The organism is Couchioplanes azureus, from assembly GCF_014648355.1.
Classification (GTDB): domain Bacteria; phylum Actinomycetota; class Actinomycetes; order Mycobacteriales; family Micromonosporaceae; genus Actinoplanes; species Actinoplanes azureus.
The window spans coordinates 329,088-348,241 of the sequence record NZ_BMQY01000003.1; the positions used below are offsets into that span (position 1 = coordinate 329,088).

The 19,154-nt window shown below is 71.7% G+C and carries 17 protein-coding genes; 6 read left to right on the top strand and 11 right to left on the bottom strand.

Annotation, left to right across the window (positions count from 1 at the left end; translation table 11 throughout):
- Window positions 1-31 precede the first annotated feature (31 nt).
- Entirely contained in the window at window positions 32-754 is a 723-nt protein-coding gene (locus IEY99_RS12765; RefSeq protein ID WP_189202741.1) for a hypothetical protein, read from the top strand.
- A 43-nt stretch (window positions 755-797) separates the two neighbouring features.
- On the opposite strand, the gene IEY99_RS12770 is transcribed toward IEY99_RS12765, so the two are convergent.
- From IEY99_RS12770 to IEY99_RS12785, 4 genes are read right to left on the bottom strand one after another with little or no spacing between them, the layout of a single operon-like run.
- Window positions 798-1,973 (bottom strand): pyridoxal phosphate-dependent aminotransferase, encoded by a 1,176-nt coding sequence (locus IEY99_RS12770; protein WP_189202743.1) that lies wholly within the window; start codon window positions 1,971-1,973, stop codon window positions 798-800.
- Between the two features lie 29 nt (window positions 1,974-2,002).
- On the bottom strand, window positions 2,003-3,601 hold the full coding sequence (locus IEY99_RS12775) for a thiamine pyrophosphate-dependent enzyme (protein WP_189202745.1): 1,599 nt from the start codon (window positions 3,599-3,601) through the stop codon (window positions 2,003-2,005).
- A 10-nt stretch (window positions 3,602-3,611) separates the two neighbouring features.
- A complete protein-coding gene (locus tag IEY99_RS12780; RefSeq protein ID WP_189202747.1) occupies window positions 3,612-4,739 on the bottom strand; it encodes an SDR family oxidoreductase in 1,128 nt (375 codons plus the stop codon).
- Between the two features lies 1 nt (window position 4,740).
- A complete protein-coding gene (locus IEY99_RS12785) occupies window positions 4,741-6,075 on the bottom strand; it encodes a phenylacetate--CoA ligase family protein (protein ID WP_189202749.1) in 1,335 nt (444 codons plus the stop codon).
- A gap of 416 nt (window positions 6,076-6,491) precedes the next feature.
- On the opposite strand from IEY99_RS12785, the gene IEY99_RS12790 reads away from it, so the two are divergent.
- A complete protein-coding gene (locus IEY99_RS12790; protein ID WP_189202752.1) occupies window positions 6,492-7,253 on the top strand; it encodes a PIG-L deacetylase family protein in 762 nt (253 codons plus the stop codon).
- A 7-nt stretch (window positions 7,254-7,260) separates the two neighbouring features.
- On the opposite strand, the gene IEY99_RS12795 is transcribed toward IEY99_RS12790, so the two are convergent.
- The 5 genes from IEY99_RS12795 to IEY99_RS12815 are packed head-to-tail and all read right to left on the bottom strand — an operon-like array spanning window position 7,261 to window position 12,793.
- Entirely contained in the window at window positions 7,261-8,808 is a 1,548-nt protein-coding gene (locus IEY99_RS12795) for a DHA2 family efflux MFS transporter permease subunit (RefSeq protein WP_189202754.1), read from the bottom strand.
- A 9-nt stretch (window positions 8,809-8,817) separates the two neighbouring features.
- A complete protein-coding gene (gene solA, locus IEY99_RS12800; protein ID WP_189202756.1) occupies window positions 8,818-10,005 on the bottom strand; it encodes an N-methyl-L-tryptophan oxidase in 1,188 nt (395 codons plus the stop codon).
- 2 nt (window positions 10,006-10,007) lie between these two features.
- Window positions 10,008-10,985, bottom strand: coding sequence for a N5-glutamine methyltransferase family protein (locus tag IEY99_RS12805; protein ID WP_189202758.1), 978 nt, complete (start codon window positions 10,983-10,985; stop codon window positions 10,008-10,010).
- A complete protein-coding gene (gene proC, locus IEY99_RS12810) occupies window positions 10,978-11,814 on the bottom strand; it encodes a pyrroline-5-carboxylate reductase (protein WP_189202759.1) in 837 nt (278 codons plus the stop codon). The genes IEY99_RS12805 and proC overlap by 8 nt, the downstream gene beginning before the upstream one ends.
- 40 nt (window positions 11,815-11,854) lie before the next feature.
- Window positions 11,855-12,793, bottom strand: coding sequence for a TauD/TfdA dioxygenase family protein (locus IEY99_RS12815; protein ID WP_189202761.1), 939 nt, complete (start codon window positions 12,791-12,793; stop codon window positions 11,855-11,857).
- A 504-nt stretch (window positions 12,794-13,297) separates the two neighbouring features.
- Between IEY99_RS12815 and IEY99_RS12820 the strand changes: the two genes are divergently transcribed.
- The 4 genes from IEY99_RS12820 to IEY99_RS12835 all read left to right on the top strand — a co-directional run bounded on the left by IEY99_RS12820 (window position 13,298) and on the right by IEY99_RS12835 (window position 16,899).
- A complete protein-coding gene (locus IEY99_RS12820) occupies window positions 13,298-13,978 on the top strand; it encodes a cytidylyltransferase domain-containing protein (RefSeq protein ID WP_189202763.1) in 681 nt (226 codons plus the stop codon).
- Between the two features lie 2 nt (window positions 13,979-13,980).
- Window positions 13,981-15,168, top strand: a complete 1,188-nt coding sequence (locus IEY99_RS12825) for a M20 family metallopeptidase (RefSeq protein WP_189202765.1) — start codon at window positions 13,981-13,983, stop codon at window positions 15,166-15,168.
- A gap of 37 nt (window positions 15,169-15,205) precedes the next feature.
- A complete protein-coding gene (locus IEY99_RS12830; RefSeq protein ID WP_189202767.1) occupies window positions 15,206-15,973 on the top strand; it encodes a helix-turn-helix domain-containing protein in 768 nt (255 codons plus the stop codon).
- A gap of 77 nt (window positions 15,974-16,050) precedes the next feature.
- Entirely contained in the window at window positions 16,051-16,899 is an 849-nt protein-coding gene (locus IEY99_RS12835) for a glycosyltransferase family 2 protein (RefSeq protein ID WP_189202769.1), read from the top strand.
- 3 nt (window positions 16,900-16,902) lie between these two features.
- Here the strand turns inward: IEY99_RS12835 and IEY99_RS12840 are convergent, their stop codons facing one another.
- On the bottom strand, window positions 16,903-17,694 hold the full coding sequence (locus IEY99_RS12840) for an endonuclease/exonuclease/phosphatase family protein (RefSeq protein ID WP_189202771.1): 792 nt from the start codon (window positions 17,692-17,694) through the stop codon (window positions 16,903-16,905).
- Window positions 17,684-19,132, bottom strand: a complete 1,449-nt coding sequence (locus IEY99_RS12845) for a phosphatase PAP2 family protein (RefSeq protein ID WP_189202773.1) — start codon at window positions 19,130-19,132, stop codon at window positions 17,684-17,686. The genes IEY99_RS12840 and IEY99_RS12845 overlap by 11 nt, the downstream gene beginning before the upstream one ends.
- Window positions 19,133-19,154 lie beyond the last annotated feature (22 nt).

Sequence of the window (19,154 nt, forward strand, 5' to 3'; positions counted from 1 at the left end):
GGAGGACCAGGCTGTCCGCGGGGAGGACGTCATGACCGCTTCACAGCAGGGAGCCTCCGAGACCGCCGCGGGTGATCCCCTGAACGAGTTCTCGTGGGCCACCGCGGCGACGGACAACGACGCGAAGATCGGCCTTGCCGACGTACTGGTTCGCCTGCAGTTGATGGCGACCGACGCCGCGCGGGAGAAGGCGGCGGAGAACAGCGGGTGGTGGGCGAAAACCCCGCCGTCCATGCAGGTCATCCGATCGGGCACCCAGGCCGTCACCCGATGGTGGGCCACGGCCGTCGCGGCCGTCGGAGGCGTCTCCGGTCTCCTCGCCGGGATCTCCGGCGCGATCGGGTCGATGCGCAACGCCCTCGGCGACGCCGTCGTGGTCGCCCTGCTCGGTGCTGCGGCAGTGATCCTCGCCGCCACGGCCGTCTCGGTCGCGATGTTCGTTCGCGCGGATCTGGAGTCCCGCGGTCAGGCCACCGCGGCGAGGCACGCCGCACGAGCCGAGGTGGCCGCCGCCTTCCTGCACGCCACGGCGGCGCTTCCGCGCAGAGCACCCGGAGCCATGTCACCGGAACAGTTGCTGGGGATGCTGACCGCCTTCCCCAACCGGGTGCGCGTGAGCACGTTCAGGGACCCGAAGTTGCGCCTCGTCAAGGGCATGGGCGTGCAGCCGGGCGGCGGTGTCCAGGTCGAGCTCGAGGGACGGGACTGGGTTGCGATCGAGGACCTGGACCGATACACGACGGCAGCGCCTTAGGCAGCCGGGGAGGCGGTACGGTAGCCAGCCGCCCGGATCGCCGTCAGACCGCCTCGACGAGGCGGTTGAGGGCTACCTCCAGGCGTTTCGGGTCCTGGGCGAAGCAGATGCGGAAGTAGCCCTCGAAGCCGGGGCCGAAGGCCGTGCCCGGGGCGATGCCGACGCCGGCGCGGCGGACGATGTCCTCGGCGTAGGCCAGGGGGTTGTCGGTGGCGCCGGCGATGCGGAAGAACGAGTAGAAGGATGCCGGCACCTGGGGGGCCATGATGCGGTCGTGGCCCTTGAAAGCGTCCGTGACGAGCTGGCGACCCAGGGCGCAGCGTTCGCGCATCTCCGTGACGAACGGTTCGCCGTGGCGGATCGCCGCGACGCCGGCGTGCTGGACGAAGGTCGCCGAGCCGGTGCTGTTGATGGCGCTGAGGTTGCCGACCTGGTGTGCCAGGCCCGCCGGGTGGACCAGCCAGCCCAGCCGCCAGCCGGTCATCGACCAGGTCTTCGAGAAGCTCTGGACCACGAACAGGGCGTCGTCCTCGGCGGCGACCTCGAGGAAGGACGGGGTGGCCACCGAGCCGTCGTAGACGATGCGGTTGTAGACCTCGTCCGCGATCACCCAGGTGCCGCGGCGGCGGGCCAGGTCGAGGAGGGCGCGCTGCTCCTCGGAGGTCATCGTCCAGCCGGTGGGGTTGTTCGGGGTGGCCACGAAGATCGCGCGGGTGCGATCGTCGCAGGCGGCGTCGACGCGGCCCAGGTCCAGGGACCAGACGTCGGCGTCCGCCTCCAGCGGGACGAACCGGACGGTTGCCCCCATGGCCTCGACGGCGATGACGATGTTCGGCCAGATCGGGGACACCACCACGACGTTGTCGCCGGGCTCCACCAGGCACTGCAGCGAGATCATGATCGAGGTCATGCCCGAGGACGTCGCCGACAGCCGGTCGAGGGAGATCTCGAGGCCGTGCGTACGCCGGTGGTAGTCCTGGATCGCCTGGCGCAGCGGCGCGACGCCCCGGCGGTCCGCATAGGTCGTCTTGCCCTGGGCCATGGCGAGCTCGGCGGCCTCCCGCACGACCAGGGGCGTGGGCAGGTCGGACTCTCCGAAGCAGAGGCTGATGGCGTCGGGATGTTCGCCGCAGAGACGCGCGACGTGCACGATCTCCTGGGTGCGCATCCGGGCGAGGGCGGAGCGGAAGGGCGGGATGTTCGTCGGTGCCGAGGTCATGGCGGTGGTCTCCTCAACAGGAAGTGGTGTCAGCGAACCCGCGGCAACCGGATCCACGGCCACGGGTTGGCCATCTCGCCGACGGGGACCTCGATCACCGTCGGCACTCCGGTGCGGGCGAGAGCCCGGGAGATCTCGGTCCGCAGCTCCTCCGGGTCGTTCGCCCGGACGCCGACCGCACCGAAAGCCTCGGCGAAGCGGACGAAGTCGGGGTTCCGCAGGTCCGTCGCGATGGTGGAATCCATGAATTTGAGCTGCGACCGCTCGACATTGGAGAACGAGCTGTCGTTGAAGACGACGGCGACGACGCCGATCCCGTGCTGCACCGCCGTGGCCAGCTCCGCCGCCGTGTAGAGGAATCCACCGTCGCCCGAGATGGACAGCACCGCCCGGCCGGGATGGGCGATCTTGACGCCGAGCGCCGTGGCGAAGCCGAAGCCGAGGGCGCCGCAGTAGGTCGGCAGGACGTAGGTGGAAGGCGCCAGCACCGGAAAGGCCAGCCGTGCGACGTAGCCGACCTGGGTCATCTCGTCGACGAAGAAGCCGTCGTCCGGCAGGGCGTCGCGGATCGCGCGCAGGAAGCCCACCTGAGGGGTGAGCCCCGCGAGCTCCGCGTCCACGGCGCGCCGCGCGTCCGCCGTCCTGGCCAGCCACTCCGGCCGGTCCTCGACCGGCGGCAGCCCCTCCAGCAGGGCGCGGACCGCCTCCGTCGCGTCGCCCACGAGCGGCACGGCCGGCGCGGACACCCGATGGATCTCCTCCTCGTCGAGGTCCACACGGATGATCCGCAGGCCCTCGACACCCCACTCGACCTGCGGCCGGTAGAGGCGGGTCCCCACGGCCAGGACGACGTCGGCGTGCGGCCACAGCCGGTGGGCGACGGGCAGGGAGACGGATAGATCGTGCTCGTCACTGAGGATCCCGCGACCGCCCAGCTCGGTCGTGACGGGGGCTTTGATCCGCTCGGCCAGCTCGGCGATCTCCGCCGCCGCGCCGCGCGCCCCGCTGCCGACGAAGACGATCGGCGCGCGGGCGCCGGCCAGGGCCGCCCGGGCCGCCTCGACCGCGCGGGGCTCCACCGGCCCCCGGACCGGCGGCGCCACCCACGAGTCGGGCGCCACGACCTCGGCGGCCAGGACGTCGGTCGGGACCTCGATCGCCAGGGGCCGCGGCCGGTCGTGCCGCAGGCGGTGGAAGGCCTCGTCGAGCACGCTGGCGACCCCGCCCGGCTTCTCGACCCGGGCGGCCCACGCCGTCAGGGTCTGGAGCACGCCCAGCTGGTCGGGGATCTCGTGCGGCACACCGAGGTCACGACCGAAGAGCGGCGTGGCGATCTGGCCGGTGAGACAGAGGACCTTGGCGTCACCCGCGTACGCCGTCGCCAGCCCGACCGTGGAGTTCAGCACGCCCGGCCCGGAGATGACGGTGTAGACGCCGACCCGGCGGGTGGTGCGGGCGTACCCGTACGCCATCAGCGCCGCCGCCTGCTCGTGCCGGGCGTGCACCACCCGGATCCCGGTGCCGGCGAGCGCCCCGAAGATCGGGTCCAGCTGCTCACCGGGCACGGTGAAGACCACGTCGACGCCCTCCTCGACGAGTCTCGCGACGATGTGCTCCGCGACGTTCATCGGTACGCGCTCACACCGCCGCGCCCGGGACCGGGGACAGATGGCCCGGGTCCGGGGTGCGTCGGGCGGGCCGGGCCTCGGTGCTCAGCGCCTGGTCCTCGGCGTCGATGAACTTCATCAGCTCGTGCAGGGAGACCGACCGTTCCGGGCCCCGGCTGCGGGCGAACCGCTTCTCCCGGCGCAGGTAGTCGGAGAAGAAGTCGATGCGCTTGGCGAAGAAGCGCTCGAAGGTGGACGGGTCGTCGAACTCCTCGTCGATGATGAAGAGCCGGTCCTGCAGCCCGAGCAGCTTCAGCATGTAGTCGGTGATCTCGCCGACCGCGGACTCGGACTGCCCGCTCACGTGGTAGATGCTCTGCCGCGGCGCCGCGAGCTCGTCCGCCACGATGGCGCGCGAGTCCGCCACGACGTGATCGACCGGGATGAACGAGATGCGGGTGCTCCGGTCCGCCGGGTAGCGGACGGACTCGTCGGAGTCGCCGAGCATCTCCTTGAACTTGCGCAGCTCGCTGAGGTAGCCGTACAGGCCCGTGTAGCTTCCGCTGGGGGTGTACGTGCGGGACGACCCCACGATGACCGAGGGACGCAGGATCAGCGACCTCGGACCCTCGAACCCGGCCACGAGGTGCTCCGCGGCGCACTTGCTCTCCTCGTACACATTGCTGAACGCCGGAGGCTGGTGCAGCTCCTCGGCGATGTCGCCGTGCACCGATCCACAGGTGTACGCGGTGGACATGTAGACGAAGAGGTCGGCGCCGACGCCGGCCGCCAGCTCCAGGGCGTGCCGGGTGCCGTCGACGTTGGTGCGGAACACCTGCTCGCGCTGGCCCCGCCGCCACTGCAGCGACGCCGCGAGGTGCCAGAAGACGAGCGGCCCGTCGCCGCGCGGCAGGGCGGCGGGCGCGACCCCGCACAGGGGCTCGGTGAGCTCCGCCTCCACCACGGTCATGCGGTGCCGGTCGGCGGGACGCTCGTGCCCGGCGACCCGCAGAGCCGCGGCGACGCGGTCGGCGGCCGGAGCGCGGGAGTCGCCGCGGGCCAGCGCGTACACCGCGCCGGCCGGGTCGTCCGAGAGCAGGTCGGCCAGCAGGTGGCTGCCGACGAAACCGGTGGCGCCGGTGAGGATGTGGTCGGTCATGTCAGATCGCCCGCTCTACTGCTCGGGCCAGATCGGCGGCGGACCGGGCCTCGATGTCGTCCGCCGCCTCCGGCACTCGTCGGTCCTTGATGCGAGCCGTCTTCCAGCTCACCCACCCGCCGGTGGCACTCTTGAGATCCAGCAACGGATGGATCCTGACCTCCGCGGGTACGCCGAACGCGGCGGTCAGCCGGCCGGAGACCAGCTGCTTGATCTCGTCGTGGTCGGCGCCTTCCTTGGCCTTGGCCCGGACCTCCAGCCGGTCCGCGCCGCCGTCGGAGAGCACGTCGATCTCGTACCCGTAGACGAGCTCGGGATCGGCGAGGATGGCGTTGTCGATCTCGGCCGCGCTGCGCCGGACGCCGCCGATCGTGGTCATGTCCTTGACCCGCCCGAGGACCTTGACGGCCCGCCGGCCCGAGCCGTCCGGGGTGATCTCGACCAGGTCACCGGTGCGGTACCGGATGAGCGGCTTGAGTCCGGGCACGAGCGTGGTGAGGCAGAGCTCGCCATAGCCCTCCAGCCCCAGGCTCGCCTCGGTCTCCAGGTCGAGGACCTCCAGCAGGTACGTCGGTTCGACCGCGACCACCGTGCCGTCGGCCCGCGTCACCGCCGGGCAGCCGGCCTCCTGGGAGCCGTACATGAAGTTGTAGGACTCGGCGTGCCAGGTCTGCGAGAGCAGGTCGCGCATGCCGTCGGAGCACATCTCGCCGGTGGTGAGCAGGACCTTCACCGAGAGGTCGTCCGGCACCTCCACCCCGTACGTCGAGCTCATCTCGGCCAGGGCCATCAGCAGGCCCGGCGAGCAGAGGATCATGTTGACCTTCAGCTCGACGAGGACCTCGAAGAAGCGGGCGAAGCCGAGGGTCGGCGTGATCGGGAACAGGTCGAGCTTCGCGATGCCCAGCTGCTTCGCCGCGAAGGACAGGCTCAGGCAGGCGGCGTGGACGTCGTTGGGGGCGACCACGGCCAGGATGGGGCGCTCGCCGGTGCCGGTGAAGTGCTTGCGCACGATCCCGTCGAGGGCGTGCGCCAGGGGCAGCACGTTGAGGTCGAAGTCGATCGGGGCCCGGGGGCACGGGGTCGGGCGGCCGGTCGTTCCGGTCGTCTCGAAGTAGAACGCGGCGTCGGCCACGGTGCCGCTGAGCATGTCGTGCATGGCCTCGCGGAGGTCGTCCTTCGTCGTGCAGGGAATGTCCGCGAGGTCCGCCAATTCCTTGATGTCGAGATTCACGCCCGCCAGGCGCCGGCGGTAGAAGGGTGATTTGTCGTAGACGTGACCGAGCACCGTCCGCAGGGCGGATGTCTGCCAATCGGTGAGCTCTTCCGGAGTCACCTTTCCGTCGTTCCAACGCGTTATGAAATCAGCCCACGGAGCGATAGCCACGTTCAGAACTCTCTGTGAGTGGTGACAATTGTTCGGGCCTGGCAACCGGAGAGAATGCGGGGCGACCCGGACCGGCGGCTTGCGGGGTGGGCCGTGCTGAGCTGGTCGGTCGGCACCGGAGCATCCACTCGCGACAGATCATGTCCGCCGGTCATGAACCATGACCGTGTCACATGTGAAGTCAAGATCACAAGAGACAGTCCATTAACCGACGCGGATGTCCGTCCGCATTCGCAAACAACCCGGGCAAGAGCGATGACAAGGGTCTCGTCCGCGGCGGTCGCGGCGTGTATGTTGCGGCAATGGCGCCCGAATCCCCGGCGAACTCCGGTCCTCGATTTCCCCTTCCCCGGCACTTTTCGCGGGTGCTGGTCATCGCCGCGCATCCCGACGACGCCGAGTTCAGCTTCGGTGCCACCGTCGCGCGGCTCGTGGACGAGGGCGCCCGGGTGACCTACCTGGTCGTCACCGACGGCTCGCAGGGCGGGGAGGACCCGGCCGAGCCGGCGGCGGACCTGGTCGCCAGGCGATACGCGGAGCAGCGCGCGGCGGCGCGCGTGCTCGGCGTCGCCGACGTGGTGTTCCTCGGCTTCCCGGACGGGCTGGTCGCCGACACGCCCGAGCTGCGGCGCGCGCTGACCCGGGAGATCCGCCGGCACCGCCCCGACCTCGTGCTCACCCATCAACCGCTGCGGTCGCTGCAGTTCCCGATCGGCGCCTCCCATCCCGACCACCTGGCGGTGGGTCAGTCGGCGCTGAGCGCCGTCTATCCGGACGCCCGCAACCCCCGGGCCTTTCCCGAGCTGCTCGCGGAGGGCCTCGCCCCGCACAAGGTGGCCGAGGTGTGGGTGCCGGGCCACGAGCACACCGATCTGCTGGTCGACGTGGATCGCACGGTCGACCGCAAGGTGACGGCGATCCTCAGTCACCGCAGTCAGTTCCCCGGTTCGGCGGATCCGCGCGCGGACGTGCAATGGGTCGTCGACCGCATGCGCGGCAACGGCGCCGCCCTCGGGTGCGACTACGCCGAGGCGTACAAGCGCATCGTCACGGACGCGCCCGCCGCCGCGGGCCCCACTCCCCCGGGCCCGCAGCGCGACGGCGACGTCTCTGTCGCGGCGCGCTGACGGCTGGTCACTCACGGGACAGATGGACCGGCGTGGCGAAGAACTGCACCACCACGAAGGCGAACACCAGCACGACCGCGGGCAGGAAGACGCTGGCTCCCATGGCCTCGGCGAACGGGCCGCGCAGCGGTTCCGGCAGCGGACCGAGGGACTGCGCGACGTCCTGCCCGGCCCCGGCCGGCATGCCGGGAACGAACGGCTCGAGCTTGCTCTCCACCTGGTGCTGCATGAACACCCCCACGGCGGCGCTGCCCAGCACGGCGCCCACCTGCCGGGTGGTGTTGTAGACCCCGGATCCGGCGCCGGCGAGATGCAGCGGCAGGTTGCGGTTGGCGGTGGCGGTCAGCGGGCCCCAGATGAAGGCGTTGCCGACGCCGATCAGGGCGATCGGCGCCAGGACGTCGGCCACCCCGCTGCCGCCGTCCGCCGTGAGGCCGAGCCAGACGAGGGCGACGGCGCTGGCGACGAAGCCGAAGCCGGTCAGATACCGCGGGTGCACCCGGTCGGCAAGCCTGCCCGCCGGGGCCGCCAGCGCCCCGGAGAGCACGGCCAGCGGGATCAGCAGCGCCGCCGACTCCGTGGGACTCAGCCCCATGGACTTCTGCGCGAACAGCATCAGCGGGACGGCCATCCCGGTGAAGGCGAAACCCATGCCGGCGACGGCCACGTTGGACAGGGTGAAGTTGCGGTCCCGGAAGAGGCCGAGGGTCATCAGCGGCTCCGCCGCCCGCGACTGCCACCACACGAAGACCCCCAGCGCCACCACGCCGGCGATGATCAGTCCCCACACCGAGACCGGCAGCGGCCCGATGTCTCGGATGTGCCCCCAGTCGTACCGCTGCCCCTCCTGGAGCCCGAACACCAGCAGGAACAGGCCGACGCCGCTGAGCAGGATGCCCGGGTAGTCGATCCGGTGCCGGTGGGTGGGCAGGTCGGGCACCAGCACCACCGCGGCGACGAAGGCCAGCACGCCCAGCGGCACGTTCACGAAGAACACCCACGGCCAGCCGAAGCCGTCCACCAGCAGGCCGCCGGCCAGCGGCCCCACCAGGATCGCCACCCCCGCCGCCGCGCCCCACAGGGCCATGGCGGAACCCCGCTTGTGCGCCGGGAAGGTGCGGGTGATCACGCTCATCGTCTGCGGCGCCATCAGCGCGGCGCCGAGTCCCTGCACCACCCGCGCCGCGATCAGCATCTCCGGCGTACGCGAGAAGCCGCACCAGGCCGACGCGGCGGTGAAGACCACCAGGCCGACCAGGTACAGGCGCTTCGGCCCGAACATGTCGCCGAGCTTGCCGGACAGCAGCAGCGGCACCACGTACGCCAGCAGGTAGCCGCTGGTGACCCAGATGACCGCGTTGAGGTCGGTCTTCAGGTCCACCCACAGGGCGTCGGCGGCCACCGCGACGATGGTGGAGTCCACCAGGATCATGAAGATCCCCGCCACCAGCGCCCACAGCGCCGGCCAGGGGCGATAGTCGTCGGGCAACCCGGGCAGAGCGTCGCTCGGCGCGGTCACCGGACCGGCCCTACCGCCGTGCTGTTCGTGATCCATGTCCGCCCCTCACCGTTCCCCCTGGCCCGCGGACGCCGCCCGGTGCGGGCCGAATGCCGAGATGTCGAGCGCCGGCCGCCCGTCGATCGCAAGCTGTGCCAGCACCTCGCCGATGCCGGGCGCGAACTTGAAGCCGTGCCCCGAGCAGGCGCTCACGTAGACGACACCGTCGATCTCCTGCGAGCGTCCGATGTAGAAGCCCTCGTCGTCCGACATCGTGTAGACACATGCTTTTCCGCGGCCGGTGCTGCGTACGCCGGGCAACACGTCTTTGATGGTGCGCCAGAGCTCGAGCCGTTCCGCGTCGCTCGGCGCCCGCCGGTCCGCACCGGGCTTCACCGGTGACAGCTGGCGGTTGTGAAACCCGATCTTCAGGCCGCCGGCCCCGGCCTGCCAGGGTGGCAGCCCGTAGACCAGAGCCCCCGTGGAGTCCTCGACGAGGAAGACGGGGAAACGCCCGGGAAGGTGGTCGGGCCGGCACGACTCCGCCACGTCGAACTCGTAGACGGGGATGCGCATCGGCGTGACCAGCGGGGCGATCTCGCCGGGCAGGAACTCGCCGATCCAGCCGCCGACCGCCAGGACGACCGCGCCGCAGCTCACCTGCCACCCGTCGCCGGAGACCGTCACGCCGCCGGTGCCGGACCGCAGGGCACGGACCCTCCGGCCGTGGACGAGGTGGGCTCCGGCGGCGGTGGCGCGCGAGAGGTAGCCGAGCCGGGCGCGGTCGGCGAAGAGCATCATGGCGTCCGGCTCGTAGACGGCCACGGCGTCGTCCCGGACGTGGAAGGCCGGGAACCGGCGGGTGATCTCGCCGGCCGCCAGGTATTCGTGGACGATTCCGCACCGGGTCGCCGTCCGGCGCGAGCCGTCCACCAGCTTCGACGCGGGAGGACCGACGAAGAGGCCGCCGGTCCGCACCGCGATGCTGTCGTGAGTCGCGTCGGCGAGCTCCATCCAGCCCGCGTAGGACCGGTTCAGCAGGGGGACGTACTGGTCGCCTTCCCAGTACGCCCGGCGGAAGATGCGCGTCTGCCCGTGCGAGGAACCGAGCTCGTGCAGGGGCCCGCCCGCCTCGACGCCGAGGACCCGCAGCCCGCGCCGGGCGAGCTGCCAGAGCGCCGACGCCCCCATGATGCCCAGCCCCACCACCACGGCGTCGTAGGTGGGCCGGACGGCCGGCATGGTCGTGTGCACGGCTAACCGGCTAGCGGCTCGGGACCGGAATGCTGCAAGGCCCGCGCGGGCGCCGCCGCCATCTCCGCGAACGGGAGCAGCCGGGCACTGGCGGCGGCATGGTCCCCGATCGGGGACACCAGAGAAGGCGTTGCCGGCTCTGTCACGGTGACCTCGGTGATCTCGTAGAACCAGTGGATGGTGTTGCCCTTGGTGACGTAGGTGGCCGCATAGTCGTGGCGCCCCTGCTCGAACTGGGCGAGCAGGGAGCTGCGTACCTGCAGCCACTCCTCGGTGTAGAACAGCAGCGGGAACTCGTGCCGTTCCAGCAGCCGGGCGTGGATGGTCGCGTCGTTCACCGGCCGGTCCGTCGACCGGGAGCGCCCGAAGATGTCCGCGATGCCGATCAGCGAGTTCAGGCCGATGATGGCGCGCCCGTTCTGCGCCAGATGCTCCGGCAGGTGCTTGAGGAAGCGCAGCAGCACGCTGTCGCCGTAGAACATGGCCTCGAGGTCGAGCGAGTGCCGCTTCGCCGCCAGCTCCGCCTTGAGCAGCTCGGACGGGCTGCGCCAGCCCGGCGGGTTGAAGACGATGAGGTCGAAACGCTCCCGGTGACCGGCCTCGGCGCCGGGGAACAGATCGCTGTGCCAGAAGTCGATGACGGAGTCGCCGAAGTTCTCGAGCTCGTTCTGCCGGGCCGTCGACACCGCCGAGGCGGAGATGTCGGTGGCCGCGATCGAGGTGGCTCCCAGAGCGCGCAGCAGCAACGCGATCGCGCCGCTCCCCGTGCCGATGTCCAGGATGCGGCCGGCGAGCTCGCTCTCGCGGACGTTGCGGACCAGATGGTCCCCGAGTGCGAGACCCGCCTGGCTGACGCGGAACGTCCCCGGCCGGTCGAACAGGCGGAAGCGATGTCCGAGGTCGAAGCAGGCGTCATAGGTCTCGCACCCGGCGACGGAAGCCGCGGCGGCCTCACCGCCGCCCGGCAGTCCTTCAGCCATCGGTCTCACCGACGCGTACGCCCGCGCTCATGGCGGCGAGCTCCCGCGAGCGGTGTGCGGACGCGGCCAGGGCGGCCAGGACCGACGTCTTCAGGCCGGCGGCGTCGAACGCGGCGATCCCGCGCTCGGTGGTGCCGTTCGGGGTCATCACCTCGCGGCAGAGCTGCATCGGCGGCTTGCCGCTCTCCGCGATCAGGGTCGCGGTGCCACCGAACACCTGCACCGCCATCTCGCGGCCGGCCGCCTCGGTGAAGCCGCAGGACGTGGCGAACTGGCAGAAGGCGTCGACGATGTAGCTGACGAACGCCGGTCCCCCGCCGCAGATCGCGGTGGCGTCGTCGACCAGCTCCTCCGCGCCGACCCGGAAGGCCTTCCCGATCGCGCGCAGCAGCTCGTCCGACTGCGCGACCGTCCGCGGCGACACCGCCGCCTCCGCGAAGTAGACCGACATGCCTTCGAACACCTCGGACGGGGTGTTCGGGATGGCGCGGACGACCTCGCAGGTGCCCAGCGCGGTGCCGATGGCCCGGGACGTGAGCCCGGCCATCACCGACAGCACCGGCGTCCGCGGCGTGAACTTGTGGCGCTCGGCGGCGGCGAAGGCGCCGAAGAGCTGCGGCGGGATGGCGAGCACCACGAAGTCGCCGTCGGCGATCTCGAGCTCGGAGGCGATCGAGAAGCCGCCGTACGCCGCCAGCGCCGCACGCCGCTCGGCGCTGGTCTCCACGACGACGATGTCGCGGCGCGGCGGCGCGCCGAGCAGCCCCCGGACGATCGCGAGCCCCATATGGCCGCAGCCGACGACGATGAGACGCGCGGCGTCCGTCATTGTCCGTCCCCGTTCGAGTCGAAGTGTCGTGGCGCGGCGCTCAGCCGGCCGCGCGTGGGCCGGCCCCCGATGCCCCGGGGCGCGATCCGGCCATCTCCCCGGGCATCGCCGGCGGCTCGAGGTACGAGGTGGCGATGTCGGAGACCGTGGTGCGGTGCAGGACGCGGCGCTGGGTCGGGTCGTACGGCCGCCCGCGGTGCATGGTGCACCGGTTGTCCCACAGCACCAGGTCGCCGACCGTCCACTTCTGGGTGTAGACGAAGCGGTCCTGGGTCGCGAACTCGATGAGCTCCTCGAGCAGCGCCTGCCCCTTCTCGACCGGCCAGCCGATGATGTGCGAGGCGTGCGAGGCGAGGTAGAGGCTCGTGCGCCCGGACTCCGGGTAGTAGTCGACGAGCCGCTGGGGCACGGGCGGCAGGGTGGTGGTGATGTCGCTGTTGAAGCCGTCGAACCCGGTCTTGCGGCGCGAGGTGGCGATGCTGTGCTCCGCGACGAGCCCGTGGAGCTCCCTTCGGCGCTCCTCCGGCAGGGCGTCGTAGGCGGCGCGCATGTCCGCGTACTGGGTCTCGCCACCGGTCGGGGTGACCTCGCGGGCGGACAGCAGCGAGCACTTCGCCCGCCGCGCCTTGAACGAGCTGTCGGTGTGCCACAGCTGGTTGCCGAGGTTGTACTGGTTCAGCCGGTCGGCCGGGTCCAGGATCTTGCCCTCGTGGTCGAGGTTGGAAATGTCGGTGAACTCGTTGCGCAGGCGCAACGCCTTGCCGGCATAGTTCGGGGCGGTCTCCAGCGGGCCGAAGCGCTTGGTGAAGGCGAGCTGCTGGTCGTCGGTGAGCGGCTGACCGGGGAAGACGAGGACCGCGTATTGGTGGAAGGCCGCCTCGATTTCGGCGAAGATGTCGTCGGAAATAGGCGAGGTCAGGTCGACGCCCGTCACTTCCGCGACGAAAAGTGGATGCAGTGGTGCAAGCTTTATTGCCACGTGTCTGCTCCTAGCGCGTAGGTATTCACGGCGGAGGTGCGCTGGCGGTGTGTGGCGACGGGAGAAGGGACGGCCGACCGGTTTCCACAGCGGCTTCCGGCGCCGCTCGAGGTGAACGGATGTGGGCGCTGAGCTGGATGATCAGCATCCGGACATCCACTCGCGACGGATCATGCCCCCGGCCATGAACCGGAACCGTGTCACACGCCGAGTCAAGATCACAAGAGACAGTCCATTAACCGACGCGGATGCATTGGCCACGCGACAGTGAAGGCCCGGCCGTTCACACGTATTTCGGACATAGCCGTGGGCTTACGGACCCATTCGGCGGATCGCCGAAAAGCGGCGCCCACCCCGGACGCTTTGCCGACACCGTCGCGACCCGGGTCGGCAAACGTCTTTCAGCGCCGTTTCATCCGCGGTACAGTGACTCCCGCTTCGATGGATGTCGGCCAATGTCATCCACGGCGAAGAACGGGTTCCCTCGCGGAGAGAGAGGACTGGATGAAGTACGTCATTCCGGCCAAGCGCTCGTCGAGCAGGGTGCCCGACAAGAACTACCGCCCGTTCGCACACGGCAGGTCGCTGCTCGACATCCTGGTCGGGAAGTTGTCCCGCCTCGCCGCCCCCGGCGAGATCTACATCTCCTCCGAGGACGAGTCCACGCGCCTGCTGGCCGACAAGTACGAGGCCACGTTCCTGCCGAGGCCGGCACACCTCGCGGAGAACTCCCACCCGTTCCAGTCGGTGGTCAACGAGGTCTGCAAGCAGCTCCCGGACGACGACGACGTGATGTGGTGCCACGCCACGGACCCGTTCTTCGACGACCACGAGGCCGTGGTGCGGGCGTGGCAGTCGCGCGACGCCTCCACATCGGACTCGATCGTCGTCGTCTATCCGATGAAGGAGTATCTGCTCGACCAGAACTTCTATCCCATCGGCTTCGGGTTCGGGTCCTGGCACCGGCCGTCACAGGAGCTGCCGACCTTCTACCAGCTCGGCTTCACCTGTTCGATCATGACCAGGCACGTGGCTACCACGCTGGGGCTCGTCGGCGCCCGGCCGATGTGGCACCAGGCCTCGAACCTGACCATCGACATCGACACCCAGGCCCAGTTCGACCTCGCCGCCCGGCTCTACGAGCTGGGCGAGGCTCCGGCCGGCCGCGAGGGCACCGGGGCCTAGGGTTGCCCGGCATCGACGACCGGGCGCTGGCGGAGTCGGTCGCCGAGCTCGTCCGCGTCCCCAGCGTCAACCCGCTGCACGGCGGGCCGCGGGCCGCGGAGCACGGCCCGATCGGCGAGGGCGCGCTCGCCCACCTGCTCGCCGAGCGGTTCGACGGGTACGGCGCGGACGAGGTCGTCCTGGACGAGGTGGCGCCCGGCCGCCCGAACGTGTACGGCCGCTTCCCCGGACGGTCCGAGCGGCTCGTCGTGGTGGACGTGCACACCGACACCGTCACCGTCGAGCACATGACCGACCCGCCGTTCGACGGCCGCCTCGCCGACGGCGGCGTGTGGGGTCGCGGCGCCCTCGACAGCAAGGCCACCATGGGCGTGATGCTCTCGCTGCTCGACGCGTGGCACCGCGACGGGCTGCGGCCCGACCCCACGCTCCTGCTCGTCGGCTCGGTCGGCGAGGAGGCCGGTGGGCTGGCCGGCGCCACGCGGTTCCGGCCGTGGGCGCAGCGGCAGGGGCTGACCATCGACCAGATGCTCGTCGCCGAACCGACCGAGTTCCGCCCGGTCCACGGCCTGAAGGGCATGGTGCTGATCGAGGTCACCGCGCACGGCACCGCGGCCCACTCGGCGCGCCCCGACCTCGGCGTCAACGCCGTCGAGGCGATGGCCCCGGTGATCGCCGCCTTCGTCGCCGAGCACGAACGGCTGCAGAGCCTCCCCCCGGCCACCGAGGTGGGCACCGGCACCGTGTCGGTCACCCAGATCTCCGGCGGCGGCACCGGCGGCAACGTCATTCCCGACCGGTGCGCCATCTCGGTGGGCCGGCGGATCGTGCCGGGCGAGGATCCCGACGAGGTGCTGGCCCGGATGTCGGCGATCGCCCGGGCCGCCTGCCCGGTGCCGTGCGACGTCACCTCGCTCCTGCCGCCGACGCCGGACGGCAAGGCCGGTTCTCCCGCCTTCTACCAGAGTCCCGACTCCGGTCTCGTCCGGTTTCTGGCGGACGCCTGCGGGACCGCGCCGGCCGTCGCGCCGTTCGGCGCGAACGCGCTGCGGTACTCGGGCCTGGCGCGGGAGCTGGTGATCTTCGGACCCGGCGCGATCGACCACGCCCATCAGGCCACCGAGCGGGTGGCCGTCGCCGACCTCGCCCGCCTCGCCCGCGTCCTCGAAGCCTGGCTCGCCCCGGCGTGACCCACCCGACCACGACACCGACCAGGAGAGGGAAGCGATGGCGACTGCCACGGCGGCGGAGACGGTCGACCGCGTGTTCGCGCCGGTCCAGGAGTACACCCGCGGTTATCTGCTGGCGAAGTCGACCGATGCGTACGGCATCGCGCTGGGCTTCGCCTCCGGCAGCCAGTTCTGGGTCGTCGGCCGCGCCGGTGTGCTCGGCGGCTGTCCCGCCGACGTCGCCGCGGCGGCCATCGCGTTCGAGCCCCTCGACGCGGTGCGCGCGGCCTGGCACGCCGTACCCCCCGGCTTGACGCACTACGACGTGGCGCTGCACTACCGGGACCGCATCGCCGCCTGGGGTGACCGGTGCCTCGCGGACGCCGACCCGGCGGCCCTGGACGCCGTCGACGTGCTGGGGCGCCGGATCGCCGACGCGGCGCCCGCGGCGCTCGGCACCCTCTTCGCCGGCTGGCGCCACCTCCCGGTCCCCGGCTCGCCGCCCGGCCGGGCGGGGCTGACGATCCACCTCATCCGCGAGATGCGGGGCGCCGCCCACATCGCCGCGATCCTGGCGTGCGGGCTCACCCCGCTCGACGCCATCCTCGCCGCGCCCCATCCGCCGCCGCGCACCGGACCCGCCTACGCCGAGCGCATGGGCTACCGCGGCCCCTTCCGGGATCCGGAAGAGGTACGGGAACGGCGCCTGGAGGCCGAGCGGCTGACCGCGTCGATCCTCGTGCCGTACTTCGCCGAGCTCTCCCCGCAGGAGCTCGCCCGCTTCGGGGATGCGGTGGAGGTCACGTGCGCCACGGCAGTCCCCTGAGCCACAGCCGGATTCCTTGCCCTTCCTTTGAGATCCGCTAGAGGTTGGCTTGAGGTAGCCCTCCGATCTCCAGGGGCATGACCGCCACGCTGGAAATCGCCCCCGCCGCCCCGCTCTTCGACGCGACCGCCCTCTGGGGCCGCGCCGCCGCCGGTGTCGAGCTCTCCGTCGTGGTGCCGTTCTACAACCCGGGCCCGGCGCTGCGCCGCACGATCGAGCGGCTGGTCGCCTGCCTGAGCGAGGCCCAGATCGGCTACGAGGTCATCGCGGTCTCCGACGGCTCGACCGACGGCTCGGCGCAGAGCCTGGGCGGGCTGCCCGGCGTGCGGGTCATCGACAACGCCGTCAACCAGGGCAAGGGCGCGGCCCTGCACCAGGGCTTCTCCGCCGCTCGCGGCGCCTGGATCGGCTTCGTCGACGCCGACGGCGACATCGACCCCCAGCACCTGGTCGAGTACCTGTTCGTGGCCCGGGCCGGCGGCCACGCCCTCGTCTACGCCGACAAGCGGCACGCCGACTCGGTCAGCGCCGCGACCGGCTTCCGCAAGCTGGTGTCGATCTCCTACTCGACCCTGGTCGCCGGGATGTTCCGGCTGGACGTGCGGGACACCCAGACCGGCTGCAAGATCGTCCGCCGGGACGTCCTCGCCGCGGTCCTGCCCCGGATGCGGGAGCGCCGCTTCGCCTTCGACCTGGAGCTGTTCGTCGCCGCCGGCGCCGCCGGCTTCGACAACCTGCAGGGCGCCCCGGTCCGCCTCGAGGAGCGCGTCGCCGGCTCGACCGTCACCACCAAGAGCATCGTCCGCACCATCCGCGACACCTTCGTCATCTACCGCCGCCAGCGGGCCAGCCACTACCGCCCGGCCGCCCAGGTCGCCACCCCGGCCGCCCCGCGCGCCGCGGTCCGCCTCGCCTACGCCGCCTGATCCCTACGCCGCGGCGAGGTCCAGGTCGACGGCGACCGGATAGTGGTCGGAAGCCCACTCCGTCTCGTCGCCGCGGATCACCCGCGCCCGCGTGGCCCGCGCGGCCAGCTCCGGCCGGGCCATGACGTAGTCCAGCCGCATGCCGCAGTTGGAGAACTCCCGGCCGCCACCCCGGGTCGTGGGCACGGTCAGACCGTCGCCCTCGCCCGCCGTACGCCACACGTCCACGAACCCGGCCGCGCCCAGCGCCTCGATCGCCCGGGTGTCCGGCCGCCCGCCGGCCCCCAGGTGCCGGCGGCGGAAGAGCGGGGGCAGCGCGGCCAGGCGCTCGGTGTGCGCGGTGTGCGGGTCCAGGGCGTTGAGGTCGCCGGCGATGACGGTGAGCGGCCCGCGGTAGCGGTGGGCGAGCCAGCGGGCCTCGCGCATCCGCCGGTACGGCCGGAACGGGTTCAGGTGCGTGCTGACCACCGTCAGCGGGCCGGCGGAGGTGGGCACCTCCACCGCGGCCGCCGCGTGGTGCAGGCGCCAGCGGACCGCCGAGCGGCCGGCGATCCGCAGCGGCGGGCGTACCAGCACCCCCACCGGCTGGCCGAAGGCGGAGGGCGCCAGGTGCGCCACCATGCCGAGCGCGTCCGCCACCTCGCGCATGCGCTGCCCGTCGTGCCGCGCGAAGTCGCGCAGCTCCTGCAGGGCGACGACGTCCGGCCGCTCCCGCTTCAGCAGGGCCACGACCGCGTCGAGCCGGCCGCCGCCACCGCCGGTCTTGATGTTCCAGGTGAGCAGGCTAAGCGTCACGGCGCACGTCCGCGTTGGGCCGGATCGAGAAGTACAGCACGGTCAGCCAGCCGGCGGTCAGCAGGGCGGCGCCCAGCATGTCCGTGGGATGGTGCATCCCCCGGTACATCCGCGACAGCGCCACCCCCAGCGGCATGATCACGGCGAGGACCACGAAGATCCAGCGCCACCAGTACGCCCGCAGCCGCGGCACGACCAGCACGGCGATCGCGGCGTAGAGGCACATCGTCGCGGCGATGTGCCCGGAGGGGAACGCCGATGTCGGCAGCTTGCCGTCGAGCTGCTCGACCGGCGGGCGGGGCCGGTCCACGGCGGCCGCCGCGCAGAGGAAGAGGGTCAGCTCGCCGAACATGGCCAGCACGACGTAGAGCACCATCCGCCAGTGCCGCCAGACGGCGAGCGCGACCGGGCAGAACACCAGCGAGACGAGCAGGATGGCGTGCGTGTCTCCGGCCTTGCTCCACGCGTAGCTCACGTCGTCCCACACCGGCGTCCGCATGCTCTGCAACCACGTCGGCACGCCGTCGTCGAACCGGCCGAGCCAGGTGCCCTCGGTGCGGTTCGTCAGGGTCCAGCCGAGCACGTAGAGCACGCCGAAGACGAAGACCCAGCCCACCAGGATCTCCATCGCCCCGGCCCACGGGTGCGGCAGCAGGTGCTCGCCGGGCGTGCCGGGGCGCACGTCGGCGGCGGCCTCCGGCTCCAGGCCGTCCTCCAGCGGGACCTCCGGGCGCCCGATCTCGCGCCGCCAGACCCGGAAGGCGTACGCGGTGACGCCCAGCCAGGCGGCGCCGAGCAGCCAGCCGGCCAGCACGTCGGAGACGTAGTGCACGCCGAGCGAGATCCGGGTGAGCCCGACCGCCGCGACGATCACGGCCACCAGCGTGACGAACCACTTGCGGTGCCGCGCCGAGACCGCCGGGAGGAAGACGAGGAGCAGGGCCCCGTACACGATCATGGAACCGAGGGCGTGCCCGCTGGGGAAGCTGTTGCCGGGAGCCGTGGCGACCGGGACGTCGACGACCGGGCGTACCCGGTCGATCAGGGCCTTGAGCGACGGGTCCAGCAGCAGCGCGCCGACCCCGGTGACCACCAGGTAGATCGCGAGCCGGAACCGCCGGCGGATCAGCAGCCCGACCACGGCGATGGTGACCAGCCACATCATGATCGGCCGGCCGCCCGCCCGGGCCACGACGGTCAGCGCGTCCACCACCGCGGGATGCGGCGACACCAGCGCGTTGAGGCGGTCGGCGGCACCGGCGTCGAGGCGCTCCAGCGGCCCCCACTGCCCGCGGACGAGCAACAGCAGCACGCCGAAGCCGAGGCCGAGCGCGACGACCACGAGCAGTCCCAGCAGGCTGCGCTCGGCGAAACGGGCCAAGGGCCTGGCGCGCACCGGCTCCGGCGCCGCCGTCCTGTCCTGCTGCTCGGTCACCATCGGGGCTCCTGCACACTCGGGG